We start from the raw sequence: 13,043 nt of genomic DNA on the forward strand, positions 1-13,043 counted from the left end.
GGCGAGGAGCGGCAACGCAGCATGAGGGCATCAGACGCCGCCATAAGTGAGCAGAATGGGTGAGACGGGACACCTTACATCTTTGGCATGCCGCCGCCGGGCAACATTCCGCCCATGCCGCGCATCATTTTCGCCATTCCGCCCTTGGCGGAGAATTTCTTCATCATCTTCTGCATCTGCTTGTGCTGCTTGATCAAGCGACCGATGTCCTGCACCTGGGTGCCGGAACCCATGGCGATCCGGCGCTTGCGCGAACCGCTGATCAGCTCAGGATCGCGGCGCTCGGCCGGGGTCATGGAGTTGATGATGGCTTCCATCTGTTTGAACTGCTTCTCTGCAGCGTTCTGAGCGTTGCCCATTTGCGAGAGATTGACGCCGCCGATGCTCGGCAGTTTGTCCATGAGCCCGCCGAGGCCGCCCATGTTCTTCATCTGTTGCAGCTGATCGCGGAAGTCTTCGAGGTCGAAGCCCTTGCCCTTCTTCAGCTTCTTGGCCAGTTTGTCGGCCTTTTCCTTATCGAGAGTCGCTTCAGCCTGTTCGATCAGGCTGAGCACGTCGCCCATGCCGAGGATACGCGAAGCGATCCGCTCAGGATGGAACGGATCGAGCGCTTCGCTCTTCTCGCCCATACCGATGAACTTGATCGGCTTGCCGGTAATCGCACGAACGGAGAGCGCGGCACCGCCACGGGCATCACCGTCGACCTTGGTCAGGATCACACCGGTCAGCGGCAGCGCATCACCGAAGGCCTTGGCCGTGTTGGCCGCGTCCTGACCGGTCATGGCATCGACCACGAACAGGGTTTCGACCGGGTTGATCGCGGCGTGCAGCGCCTTGATCTCGCCCATCATATCTTCGTCGATGTGCAGACGACCGGCGGTGTCGACGATGACCACGTCGATGAATTTCAGTTTTGCTTCTTTAATAGCCGCGTTGGCGATGTCGACCGGCTTCTGGCTCAGGTCGGACGGGAAGAACGTCACGCCGATGTCGTTGGCCAGGGTCTCCAGCTGTTTAATAGCAGCAGGGCGGTAGATGTCCGCCGACACGACCATGACCGACTTCTTCTTGCGCTCTTTAAGGAAGCGCGCCAGTTTGCCGGCGGTGGTGGTTTTACCCGCGCCCTGCAGACCGGCCATCAGAATGACGGCAGGCGGCACGGCGCTCAGGTTCAAGTCTTCGTTGGCCGCGCCCATCAGGCTTTCGAGCTCGGCCTGGACGATCTTCACGAACGCCTGGCCCGGCGTCAGGCTACGCGACACCTCGGTGCCGACAGCACGCTCCTTGACCGAATTGACGAAGTCCTTGACCACAGGCAGGGCCACGTCGGCTTCGAGCAACGCCATGCGCACTTCGCGCAGGGTGTCTTTGATGTTGTCCTCGGTGAGTTTCGCCTTGCCGGTGACATGGCGCAGCGTCTGCGAGAGACGGTCGGTTAAGTTTTCAAACATTGCGCGATCCTTTCAGGCCCTGTGTAGACCGGGATAATGGCGGCCCAGACCGGAATCAACATGTGCTCGGCGAGCCTGCGGCGTGGGCAGGTCGCGGATTATAGCGAAGACTGCGACTGGCGGACACCTCGCTGTCAGCTTGCCGGTCTTTCGTGCAACGGCGGTTCTATGCCAAACTCAGCGCCTTTCGGGCTTGCCTAACAGGATTTATGCTCCCCTTGTCACCGAGTTTGCTGACCACCCTCGCCGCCGCCCTTCTTTACGCCGCTGCGACTCTCTATCAGGGCACCCGCCTGGCCACCGGCGCCAAGGCCAACAAGCGCCTGCTGGTCTCGCTCGGCGTCCTCGCCGTGCTGGCCCACAGCGCCAGCCTGCTCACTCATTTATTGACGCCGATCGGTCTGGGCCTGGATTTCTTCAGCGCCTCGAGCCTGATTGCTGCGGCCGTCATCGCCCTGACCCTGCTGGCCTGCTCGCGGATCCCGGTGGAAAACTTGCTGGTGCTGCTGTTCCCGCTGGGTGCGATCACCGTACTGCTGGCGCAATTCGCGCCGGCCGGCACGGTGCAGATCATCGATGAAGAACCGGGCATCCTCGCGCACATCCTGTTGTCGATCCTCGCCTACGGCATGTTCACCATCGCGGTGTTCCAGGCCTTGTTGCTGCTGGTGCAGGATCATCAGCTCAAGCACAAGCACCCGTCCGGGCTGATCAAGAACTTCCCGCCACTGCAAACCATGGAAAGCCTGCTGTTCGGCTTCCTTTGGGCCGGCTGGACGCTGCTGTCGCTGTCGCTGATTTCCGGCTGGCTGTTCGTCGAGAACCTGTTTGCCCAGCACCTGGTGCATAAAACCCTGCTGGCCTGCCTGGCCTGGATCGTGTTCAGCGTCCTGCTGTGGGGCCGTAACCGCCTCGGCTGGCGCGGCCACAAGGCAATCCGCTGGACCCTCGCCGGTTTCTGCCTGCTGATGCTCGCGTATTTCGGCAGCAAACTGGTTCGTGAATACATCCTGCACATCTGACGGGCGGCATAAATGGACGGTTTGCCCATAGGGCCTATGCTCGCGGTATTTGTCCTGCTGATTCTCTGGTCAGGGCTGTTTACCGCCGTCGAAGCGGCGCAACAGCACCTGCTCGCGCAACGCACCGCAACCCGCGCCAGCGACAAGCCGCTGGCGAAGCTCAGCTTCCCGCTCGACAGCCTGATCCTCTGCAACACCCTGTGCCGCGCCCTCGCCGTTATTCTGGCCACCCTGCTGGCAATCTTTCTCTGTGAAGAAAATGGCCCCTGGGCCGCCTGCCTCGGCGCCGGCGCCCTGCTGCTGGTTTTCGCCGACTATTTCCCCCGCGCCCTCGCCCAGCGTTATCCGGATGCAGTGTTGTCGTTCGGTAATACGCTGCTGGCGGTCCCGCTGAAGGTCGTTTACCCGCTTGCCTGGCTACTCAGCCGCACCAGTGACTTGCTGATGCGACCGTTCATCCGCAAGGCCCAGGTGGTGCAACAGAGCGAAGACGATGTGCCGGCGGAGCGTCATGACGACCCGGATCATCCGGTGCGCCCGCACCCGGTTTCAGGCATCCATGCGCTGGACAACATCACGGTCAACGACATTCTGGTGCCGCGCAGCGATGTCGACGGCATCAACCTCGACGATCCGATCGAAGAAATCACCGAACAATTACGCAAGAACCAACGCACTCGCCTGCCGGTCTTCCACAGCGATATCAATCAGGTCGAAGCGGTGCTCAATACCCGGCAGATTCGTCACCTGCTCGACAACGGCAGCCTGACCCGCGAAGCCTTGCTGGCGGCCAGTTACGAGCCGTATTTCGTCCCTGAAAGCACCCCGCTGCAACTGCAACTGCTGAACTTCCACAAGCAGCAACGGCGTCTGGGCATGGTGGTGGACGAATACGGCGAAGTGCTCGGCATCGTCACCCTGGAAGACATTCTCGAAGAAATCGTCGGCGAATTCGAAAGCGAGCACAGCCTCGACAATCCGCACATCCACCCGCAGGCCGATGGCCGCATGGTGATCGATGGCGCGGCGTCAATCCGCGAACTGAACAAATGCCTGGGCTGGCACCTGCCCAGCGACGGCCCCCGAACCCTCAATGGCCTGGTGACCGAAGCGCTGGAAACCATCCCGGAAAGCGCGGTCTGCCTGAAGATCGGCCGCTACCGGCTGGAGATTCTCGAAACCGAAGAGAACCGGGTCAGCAAGGTCCTGATCTGGCACACCACTTCGGCCCCGACGCTGGCCACGACCCGCTAGACAGCCCCTTGTTCAATCGTTAGCCACCTTCCTATAATCGCGGTGCTTACCCAAGCCCCGCCGAACCGTGTGCTTACCCCGCACCCGACAAGTTCCGGCCGGTTCATCGGCAATATCCGCATCACACCGACGACTGTTCCTACCTGAAGCAGCGATCGCGCCTCATCCCACATCCCTGGGTGTTCGACCATAATAATTCGCTCCAACGGAGCTCATGACTGTCAGGGATCACCGCATGACGACCAGTACCGCTTACAGCGACACCACGCCTGCCCAACCGACCAACTCCGCCACCCGCGTGGCCACGGCAAGCTTCATCGGCACGGCCATCGAGTTCTACGATTTCTACGTCTACGCCACCGCCGCTGCGCTGGTGATCGGGCCGGTGTTCTTCCCACAGACCTCCGGCACGGCGCAGATGCTCTCCGCCTTCCTTACCTTCGGTATCGCCTTCCTCGCCCGACCTTTGGGTTCGGCGCTGTTCGGCCACTTCGGCGACCGAATCGGGCGCAAATCGACTTTGGTCGCTTCGCTGCTGCTGATGGGTGTCTGTACCACGCTGATCGGCGTGCTGCCGGGCTACGACAGCATCGGGGCGTGGGCGCCGATCCTGCTTTGCGTGCTGCGCTTCGGCCAGGGTCTGGGATTGGGTGGTGAATGGGGCGGCGCGGCGCTGCTGGCGACCGAAAACGCGCCGAAAGGCAAACGGGCGTGGTTCGGCATGTTCCCGCAACTCGGCCCGTCGATTGGCTTTCTGGCCGCCAACGGCCTGTTCCTGACGCTGGCCATGAGCCTGAGTGACGATCAATTCCGCAGTTGGGGCTGGCGGATTCCGTTCCTGCTCAGCGCCGTGCTGGTGATGGTCGGGCTGTACGTGCGCCTCAAGCTGCACGAGACCCCGGTGTTCGCCAACGCCATCGCCCGTCAGGAGCGTGTGAAAGTGCCGCTGGTCGAGCTGTTCAGCCAATACTGGGCACCGATGTTGTTGGGCGCCGCTGCCATGGTGGTGTGCTACGCACTGTTCTACATCTCGACGGTTTTTTCCCTGAGCTACGGCGTATCCACATTGGGCTACAGCCGTGAGACGTTCCTCGGGCTGCTGTGCTTCGCGGTGCTGTTCATGGCGGCCGCCACGCCTTTGTCGGCGTGGGCCAGCGATCGTTACGGGCGCAAGCCGGTGCTGATCGTCGGCGGTGTGCTGGCGATTCTCTCCGGGTTTCTGATGGAGCCGTTGCTGACTCAGGGATCGACCTGGGGCGTGGCGTTGTTCCTGTGCATTGAGCTGTTTTTGATGGGCGTGACATTCGCCCCAATGGGCGCGCTGCTGCCGGAGCTGTTTCCCACACACGTGCGGTATACCGGCGCATCGGCAGCCTACAACCTCGGCGGGATTGTCGGGGCCTCGGCGGCGCCGTTTTTCGCGCAGAAACTGGTGGCGATGGGTGGTTTGAGTTACGTCGGCGGGTATGTGTCTGCGGCCGCGGTGCTCAGCCTGATCGCTGTGCTGTGCCTGAAGGAAACACGCAATAACGATTTGAATCAGGTGTCGTAAGTACCCTGATCGCTCCCGCCCGATACGGGAGCGATCAGGTTGCGAGATTACAGCTCTACAACGACAGCCTGAGAAGCACGCGTCGCCTTGGCACGAGCGGCCTCGATCGACTCGTCACGGGCCAGTGCCACACCCATGCGGCGCTGGCCGTTGACTTCAGGCTTGCCGAACAGACGCAGCGCGGTATCCGGTTCGCTCAGTGCAGCGCCGAGGTTGGCGAATGCAGTCTGGGTCGACTGGCCTTCAACCAGAATCACCGCCGAAGCCGATGGGCCGAACTGACGGATCAGTGGCACCGGCAGGCCGAGGATGGCTCGGGCATGCAGGGCGAACTGCGACAGGTCCTGGGAAATCAGGGTTACCAGACCGGTGTCGTGTGGACGTGGCGACACTTCACTGAACCACACCTGATCGCCTTTGATGAACAGCTCGACGCCGAACAGACCACGCCCGCCCAATGCTTCGGTCACGGCTTTGGCAACGCGCTCGGACTCGGCCAGCGCCACCGGGCTCATGGCCTGTGGCTGCCAGGATTCCTGATAGTCGCCCTTCTCCTGACGATGGCCGACCGGCGCACAGAACGTGGTGCCGCCGACGTGACGCACGGTCAGCAGAGTGATTTCGTAGTCGAAATCGATGAAGCCTTCGATGATCACGCGACCTTTGCCGGCGCGACCGCCCTCTTGGGCGTAATCCCAGGCTTTCTGCACGTCATCGACGCTGCGCAGCAGGCTCTGGCCCTTGCCCGACGAACTCATCACCGGTTTGACGACGCACGGGAAACCCAGGTCTTCAACGGCTTTGCTGTAGTCCTCGAAGGTATCGGCGAAGTGGTACGGCGAAGTCGGCAGGTCCAGCTCTTCGGCAGCCAGACGACGGATGCCTTCGCGGTTCATGGTCAGTTGCGCGGCGCGAGCGGTCGGGATCACGGTGAAGCCTTCGGCTTCCAGTTCGACCAGCGTGGCAGTGGCGATGGCTTCGATTTCCGGCACGATGAAGTGCGGCTTCTCGGCTTCGATCACTGCACGAAGGGCGGCACCATCAAGCATGTTGATCACGTGGCTGCGATGAGCAACCTGCATGGCCGGCGCGTTGGCGTAACGGTCAACGGCGATCACTTCAACGCCCAGGCGTTGCAGCTCGATCACCACTTCCTTGCCCAACTCACCACAGCCACACAGCAATACGCGGGTCGCGGTCGGCGACAATGGAGTTCCGATACGGGTCATCTCAGGTCCTCAAAGAAGCGGATCATCGAGGAAAGCAACGCCAGACGCGCTTTCCATGGGGAGAAAGCGCGGCATTTTACATGAACCTGAGGGTTTGGCTTCAGCCGGCGACAGCCTGTTTGCGTTCGCGCCAGGCCATGATCAGCCAGACCGCAGTCACGCCGGCGAACTTCGAGGCCAGCGCGGTGATAAGCACTGGCGGCGTCAGCAGGTCGATCATGCCGAAGAAGATGAAGGTATCGAGGGGAATGCTCAGCGCCGAACTGATCCACAACCGGTCGCGCAGCGGGCGCCTGGTGATGGTGAACACCAGCCAGTCGATGCACTCGGAGACCGCGAATGCCGTGGCACTGGCCAGCGCAATCGACGGATCGGACGTGACATAAGACAGCACCAGCGCCGCCAGCATCGCCACGATCGCACCGTGGCCGAAACGGATCTGCACCATGTCGCGCAACACGAACACCAGCCCGCCCCAGGCCGACCAGATGATGTCCAGGTGCGGCGCGGTGGAGAAGGCGAAGTTGATCAGCACGACACTGCTGATGTAGGCGATGAGAAAAATCATGGGCGTGACCTGTCAATTTGGCGCACAGGTTACTTCAGCCCTTCGATGACGCCAATCAAATCGGTTATTGCCCTGGCGTTTTGCCGATCATCCAGACCAGCCCACTGGCCTTCGCCCGTTCATGACACAGCCCAAGCACAACCCGACGCTCATCATTGGTCATGCGGCTCCAGCGGGTGATTTCTTCGACCGTGCGCTGGCAACCGGTGCAAATGTCATCGTCATCCAGCGCGCAAATATTCACGCAGGGCGAGGCCACCGGCCGCTCAACCGTATTCATTCTTCCTGCTCGACCAGATCGCGCGCATAGCGCTGGGAGTTATGCACATAGTGCGCGGCACTGGCTTCGAGCATCTTCTTCTGCGGCTCGGTCAGTTCGCGCACGACCTTGCCCGGCGAGCCCATCACCAGCGAGCCGTCAGGAATTTCCTTGCCTTCGCCGATCAGCGAATTGGCGCCGATGATGCAGTTCTTGCCAATCTTTGCGCCATTGAGGATGACCGCGTTGATGCCGATCAGGCTGTAGTCGCCGACCGTGCAGCCGTGGAGCATGGCGTTGTGGCCGATGGTCACGCCGGTGCCGATGGTCAGCGGATAGCCCATGTCGGTGTGCATCACCGTGCCATCCTGCACGTTGCTGTTCTTGCCGATCAGGATCAGTTCATTGTCGCCGCGCAACACGGCGTTGAACCAGACGTTGGCACCCTCCTCCAGTCGGACCTTGCCCACCAGCACGGCGCTGGGGGCGACCCAGCTCTGCGGATGGGTTTCGACACGGGCGTCGCCCAGGCGGTATTTCATCTTGTTTTCCTCAGGGCTCACGATGGCTGGCCATTCGAGCGATGGCTTCAGGTATTGATAAAGCTTTTAGGCGGCTGATGCAGGCTGATTTTGGCGTCATAGAGCAGGTTGATCAACTCGACGATCATGATCGCCGTCAGCCCCCAGATCTTGTATTCGCCGTAACGATAGCTCGGCACGTACCAGCTGCGACCCTGATAGTCGATGCGGTGGGTGTGCTCGCGCGGATCCTTGCGGAAGAACTCCAGCGGCACACTGAACACCGCAGCAATCTCGGCATCATTGGCCTGGTATTCGACAAAATCCGGAATCACCCCGACATACGGCGTGACCTTGATGCCATGCAGGGAAATCAGCGGACTGAGCGGACCGATCACTTCGACCAGTCCCGGCGGCAGGCCGATTTCCTCTTCGGCTTCACGCAGGGCGGTAAACACCAGATCCGGGTCCTCGGGATCCCGTCGTCCACCGGGGAAGGCGACTTCGCCGCCGTGGGTCGAGAGCCCGCTGGCGCGCAGGGTGAGGACGAGTTCGGGTTCGTCACTGCGAGTAATCGGCACCAGGACAGCGGCCTCGGGGAAACGCGTGTCGGTCTCCAGCGTGCGCGGCGTGTGATTGCTTACCCGGTGCAGTAGCTCGTCCAGCATAAGTGTTCTCGATCGGTGCCTTACCCTGCATCATGCACCAATCATTGCGACCGCCCAAGCCCCGAACGGGCGTCATGTCGCGAAACGACAACTTGCCGACTGACACCGCTGCACGCCAAGATAGGCGCAGCATTCAGGAACCCCAGCATGAAATTTTGCAGCCACTGCGGCAACCCGGTGACCCAGCGCATTCCCGAAGGCGACTCGCGGCTGCGATTCGTCTGCGACAGCTGTCAGACGATTCACTACCAGAACCCCAATATCGTGGCCGGTTGTGTACCGACCTGGGGCAACAAAGTCCTGCTGTGTCGCCGCGCCATCGAGCCACGCCTCGGTTACTGGACGCTGCCCGCCGGGTTCATGGAGAACGGCGAGACCATCGAGCAGGCGGCCATCCGCGAAACCGCCGAGGAAGCCTGCGCCCGGGTGCGCAACCTGAGCATCTATACCTTGATCGACGTGCCGCACATCAGTCAGGTGCATGTGTTCTTCCGCGCCGAGCTGGCGGATCTGGACTTCGCCGCCGGCCCCGAAAGCCTGGAAGTGCAACTGTTCGACGAAGCCGACATTCCCTGGGACGAACTGGCTTTCCGCACGGTGGGCCGTACCCTGGAGTGTTTCTTTGCGGACCGGCGCGTCGAGGTCTATCCGGTTCGCTCCGAATCGATCCCGCCGCTCGCTCAACCGGCCATCACTTGATTTCGACGGCGGCCGGCCGATAACCGGCTGACGCAGACCGCGACAGCGCCTGCACACTATCTATAAATAAAGTATCTGCTTCATTTCTGGGGAATCGTTTCAATGCGTTGGTTGCTTGCCCTGTTCTGCCTGTCGTTCGTCACCGTCTCCCAAGCGTCATTCGTGACCACCGTGACGCCTTCGAACACCCCGCTCATCGAAAAAGTATTGGTGCTCAAGTCGGCCCATCAACTGCAGTTGATCGCCGACGGCAAGCCCCTCAAGAGCTATCGCATTTCCCTGGGCAAAGGCGCGAAAAAAGGCCCGAAACTGATTGAAGGCGACAAACGCACACCGGAAGGTTTCTATTGGATCGACTGGCGCAAGACCAGCGACAAATTCAACCTGTCGATGCACATTTCCTACCCGAACATCAGCGACTCCGCCCGCGCCCGCCGCGAAGGCGTCGAGCCTGGCGGAATGATCATGATCCACGGCACGCCGGACTCCGAGGACAACCCCGAACAACTGTTCCACACGCTGGACTGGACCGACGGCTGCATCGCCATGCGCAACGTCGACATGCGCGAAGTCTGGAATCTGGTGCCGGATGGCACGATGATCGAAATCCGCCCCTGATTCCGTAGCCAGGCAGTTGTTGCAATGGGCCGCGAAGCGGCCCTTTCTCCTGACCATTGGTCGCCCGCAAAAATAAATTCAAAAGATCGCCGCCTGCGGCAACGTCTGAACGGTGATACCACTTTCACTCGCCAGAACTGCCGCAGACTGCGATTTTTTGCGTTTTACAGCGCACCTCTAATACCACTTGAAACCACCCACCTTGAAACCTTCTGAGCCATTGGCCTACAGGCATTTCCGACGCGTTGACATGGTATGCAAGTGGTATTAGTTTTCGCCGAAACAGCGAGCGACAACATTCCAATATCAGCTCCGGAAGTGCCTGCATGAACGATCTCCACGCCCTGCGCCCTGACGACTCCCAGCCAACGCCGCTGTACCTGCAACTGGCGCGCAACCTGGAAGCGGCGATCCATGCCGGCCAGTGGAAAGCCGAACAGGCGATGCCCTCGGAGCGCAATCTCAGCGAGATGCTGGGGATTTCCCGGGTCACCGCGCGCAAAGCGCTGGAAGTCCTGCTCGATCAAGGTTTGATCCGCCGCCTGCAAGGTTCCGGCACCTTCATCACTCCACGCCTCGAACAACCGCTGTCGCGCCTGTCGGGCTTCAGCGAGATGCTGCGCCTCAAGGGCTTCGTGCCCGGCTCGCAATGGCTGGAGCGGGAAATCACCCTGCCGACCCACGAAGAACTGATCCGCCTCGGCCTGTCGCCGAACGACAAAGTCGCGCGCATGAAACGCCTGCGCAAGGCCGACGACACCGTGATGGCCATCGAGATGAGCACCCTGCCCGCCTCGATCATGCCCAAGCCACAGGTGGTGGGCGACTCCCTCTACGAACACCTCGACAGCATCGGCAAACCGATCGTGCGCGCCTTGCAGCACATCCAGGCGATCAACGCCTCGGACGAGTTCGCCGCACTCGTCGGCATCGCCCCCGGCACCGCGATGCTGCTGATGACCCGGGTCGGCTACCTGGAAGACAACACGCCGATCGAAGTCACCGACACCTATTGCCGCAACGACTACTACGACTTTGTTGCAGAGCTTCGCCGCTGATCAGCAGCCAGGCCAAACGAGAGAAGCGAAATGTCCGAAGACAACATCCTCACCGCTGACGGCTGGATTCGCGGCCGGCTGATCCACGAACACGGCAGAGTCGTGTCGATCGAAGGCGTGCCTTGCGATCCGGCGGACAACGACCTGCCTTACCTGCTGCCGGGTTTCATCGACCTGCACGTTCACGGCGGTGGCGGCAAGGACATCATGGAAGGCGCCAGCGCCTTCGAGACCATCACCAAGACCCACGTGCGCTTCGGCACCACCTCGCTGCTGGCCACCACCATGACCGCGCCGAGTGCCGAGATTGCCAGCGTGCTCAAGGAGGTCGGCGAGTTCTGCGAGCAGCGTCCGAAAGGTGCTGCCCGAGTCCTCGGCGTGCACCTCGAAGGTCCGTACATCAATCCCGGCAAACTCGGCGCCCAGCCGAACTTTGCCCACACCGCGTTGATGGCCGAAGTTGAAGACTATCTGGCACTGGCGCCGATCCGGGTGATCACCATCGCGCCGGAAATCGCCGGCCATGACGGTTTGATTCGTGAGTTGAGCAGCCGTGGCATCCGCATGCAGATCGGCCACACCCTCGGCAGTTACGAGGAAGGCGTCGCCGCCCTCGAAGCCGGCGCCACCAGCTTCACGCATTTGTACAACGCCATGAGCCCGCTGCATCACCGCGAGCCGGGCATCGTCGGTGCAGCACTGGCCCACGCCAAATTCGCGGAACTGATTCCGGACTTGCTGCACGTACACCCCGGCGCGATCCGCGTGGCTCTGCGCTCGATCCCGTGCCTGTATTGCGTCACCGACTCGACCGCCGCCGCCGGCATGCCCGACGGCGAATACAAGCTCGGCAGCCACACCGTCACCAAATGCCTGGGCGGCGTGCGCCTGCCCGACGGCACCCTGGCCGGCAGCACCCTGACCATGGATCAGGCCCTGCGCAACCTGGTGAAGATCGGTCTGCCGATCGCCGAGGCCTCGCAACGTCTTTCGCAATTCCCCGCCGACTACCTCGGCATCACCGAACGCGGGCGCCTGCAACCCGGCGCCTGGGCCGACTGCGTGCGGCTGGATCGCTCACTCACACTGACCGCCGTCATGGTCGAAGGAGAAGACATTGACTTCAAAAATGCTTGAGGAGGCGCTGTCCTCGTTCGAGGCCGTGCAAGCCCAACTGCAACAGCTCGATGGCTCAATGATCGAGATCGCCGGGCGCCTGCGCCGTCAGCCGCCGCAAGTGGCGATGACCGTTGCCCGTGGCAGCTCCGACCATGCCGCGAGTTACTTTGCCTACCTGACCATGCAGCAACTCGGCGTACCGGTGGCGTCGTTGCCGATGTCGGTGGTGACCATGCAACAGGCGCCGTTGAAGGTCAGCGGTCAGGTCGCGTTCGCCTTCTCGCAGTCGGGGCAGAGCCCGGATCTGGTCAACAGCCTGCGCCTGCTGCGCAAGCGCGGCGCCCTGAGCGTGTCGATGGTCAACGCCGCCGATTCGCCGCTGGAAGCTGCGTGCGAATTCAGCCTGCCGTTGCTGGCCGGCACCGAAAGCAGCGTCGCCGCGACCAAGAGTTTCATCGCCACCCTCAGCGCCAGCGCCCGTCTGATCGCGCACTGGAAAGAAGACAGCGAATTGCTGGAAGCGCACAACGCCCTACCCGAAGGCCTGCGCGAAGCTGCGCAACAGGACTGGAGCCCGGCCATCGACGCCCTGCGCGATTGCGAGCGGTTGATGGTGATCGGCCGTGGCGCCGGTTTTGCCATCGCCCAGGAAGCCGCACTGAAATTCAAGGAAACCTCGGCGATCCAGGCCGAAGCCTTCAGCAGCGCCGAAGTCCGCCACGGCCCGATGGCCCTGATCGACGAACACTACCCATTGCTGGTGTTCGCCCCACGCGGTGCCGAACAAGCCGGCCTGCTGAGCCTGGCAGCCGAAATGCGTCAGCGCGGTGCCCGCGTGCTGCTGGCCGCGCCGGATGACGTCAGCGAACGCGACCTGACCCTCAGCCGTGCCGAGCACCCGGCCCTCGATCCGATCCTGGCGATCCAGAGTTTCTACGTGATGGCGGCTGGTCTGGCCGTGGCCCGTGGCATGGACCCGGATCAGCCGCGACACCTGAGCAAAGTCACTCGTACGCACTGAGTCC

At 61.9% G+C, this 13,043-nt stretch carries 14 protein-coding genes; 8 read left to right on the forward strand and 6 right to left on the reverse strand.

All coding sequences use genetic code 11. The features are described from left to right. Positions 1-74 precede the first annotated feature (74 nt). Positions 75-1,451: a signal recognition particle protein gene (ffh, locus tag QLG12_RS19550; protein WP_282475100.1), complete on the reverse strand. Its 1,377-nt coding sequence runs from the start codon at positions 1,449-1,451 to the stop codon at positions 75-77. A 209-nt stretch (positions 1,452-1,660) separates the two neighbouring features. Between ffh and ccsA the strand changes: the two genes are divergently transcribed. From ccsA to QLG12_RS19565, 3 genes are all read left to right on the forward strand, one after another. Further along, a complete protein-coding gene (ccsA, locus tag QLG12_RS19555; RefSeq protein WP_039769548.1) occupies positions 1,661-2,473 on the forward strand; it encodes a cytochrome c biogenesis protein CcsA in 813 nt (270 codons plus the stop codon). A gap of 12 nt (positions 2,474-2,485) precedes the next feature. After that, complete coding sequence (locus QLG12_RS19560) at positions 2,486-3,727, forward strand: transporter associated domain-containing protein (protein ID WP_282475101.1); 1,242 nt, start codon at positions 2,486-2,488, stop codon at positions 3,725-3,727. Between the two features lie 235 nt (positions 3,728-3,962). Next, positions 3,963-5,279 (forward strand): MFS transporter, encoded by a 1,317-nt coding sequence (locus tag QLG12_RS19565; RefSeq protein ID WP_282475102.1) that lies wholly within the window; start codon positions 3,963-3,965, stop codon positions 5,277-5,279. A 47-nt stretch (positions 5,280-5,326) separates the two neighbouring features. Here the strand turns inward: QLG12_RS19565 and purT are convergent, their stop codons facing one another. From purT to QLG12_RS19590, 5 genes are all read right to left on the reverse strand, one after another. After that, positions 5,327-6,508, reverse strand: coding sequence for a formate-dependent phosphoribosylglycinamide formyltransferase (purT, locus tag QLG12_RS19570; RefSeq protein ID WP_064382418.1), 1,182 nt, complete (start codon positions 6,506-6,508; stop codon positions 5,327-5,329). 100 nt (positions 6,509-6,608) lie between these two features. Continuing rightward, positions 6,609-7,076, reverse strand: a complete 468-nt coding sequence (locus tag QLG12_RS19575) for a preQ0 transporter (protein ID WP_011332607.1) — start codon at positions 7,074-7,076, stop codon at positions 6,609-6,611. Positions 7,077-7,140: 64 nt separating this feature from the next. Then, the gene (locus QLG12_RS19580; RefSeq protein ID WP_197869786.1) at positions 7,141-7,356 is read right to left on the reverse strand and encodes a DUF1289 domain-containing protein; all 216 of its coding nucleotides are present in this window, start codon (positions 7,354-7,356) and stop codon (positions 7,141-7,143) included. After that, the gene (locus QLG12_RS19585) at positions 7,353-7,877 is read right to left on the reverse strand and encodes a gamma carbonic anhydrase family protein (protein WP_236193166.1); all 525 of its coding nucleotides are present in this window, start codon (positions 7,875-7,877) and stop codon (positions 7,353-7,355) included. The genes QLG12_RS19580 and QLG12_RS19585 overlap by 4 nt, the downstream gene beginning before the upstream one ends. 47 nt (positions 7,878-7,924) lie before the next feature. Continuing rightward, the gene (locus QLG12_RS19590) at positions 7,925-8,524 is read right to left on the reverse strand and encodes a CoA pyrophosphatase (protein ID WP_064382420.1); all 600 of its coding nucleotides are present in this window, start codon (positions 8,522-8,524) and stop codon (positions 7,925-7,927) included. Positions 8,525-8,671: 147 nt separating this feature from the next. Between QLG12_RS19590 and QLG12_RS19595 the strand changes: the two genes are divergently transcribed. The 5 genes from QLG12_RS19595 to QLG12_RS19615 all read left to right on the forward strand — a co-directional run bounded on the left by QLG12_RS19595 (position 8,672) and on the right by QLG12_RS19615 (position 13,039). Beyond that, positions 8,672-9,223 carry an NUDIX hydrolase gene (locus tag QLG12_RS19595; RefSeq protein WP_197869785.1) on the forward strand — a complete coding sequence of 184 codons (552 nt, stop codon included), beginning with the start codon at positions 8,672-8,674 and terminating at the stop codon, positions 9,221-9,223. Between the two features lie 102 nt (positions 9,224-9,325). Next, a complete protein-coding gene (locus QLG12_RS19600; RefSeq protein ID WP_007954614.1) occupies positions 9,326-9,841 on the forward strand; it encodes a L,D-transpeptidase family protein in 516 nt (171 codons plus the stop codon). A gap of 326 nt (positions 9,842-10,167) precedes the next feature. Beyond that, complete coding sequence (locus tag QLG12_RS19605) at positions 10,168-10,899, forward strand: GntR family transcriptional regulator (protein ID WP_085654709.1); 732 nt, start codon at positions 10,168-10,170, stop codon at positions 10,897-10,899. A 30-nt stretch (positions 10,900-10,929) separates the two neighbouring features. Further along, on the forward strand, positions 10,930-12,036 hold the full coding sequence (gene nagA, locus QLG12_RS19610) for an N-acetylglucosamine-6-phosphate deacetylase (protein ID WP_282475103.1): 1,107 nt from the start codon (positions 10,930-10,932) through the stop codon (positions 12,034-12,036). Then, entirely contained in the window at positions 12,017-13,039 is a 1,023-nt protein-coding gene (locus QLG12_RS19615) for an SIS domain-containing protein (protein WP_282475104.1), read from the forward strand. The genes nagA and QLG12_RS19615 overlap by 20 nt, the downstream gene beginning before the upstream one ends. The last annotated feature ends 4 nt before the right edge of the window (positions 13,040-13,043 follow it).

It is taken from the genome of Pseudomonas sp. V88_4, assembly GCF_029967985.1.
Classification (GTDB): Bacteria; Pseudomonadota; Gammaproteobacteria; order Pseudomonadales; family Pseudomonadaceae; genus Aquipseudomonas; species Aquipseudomonas glycinae.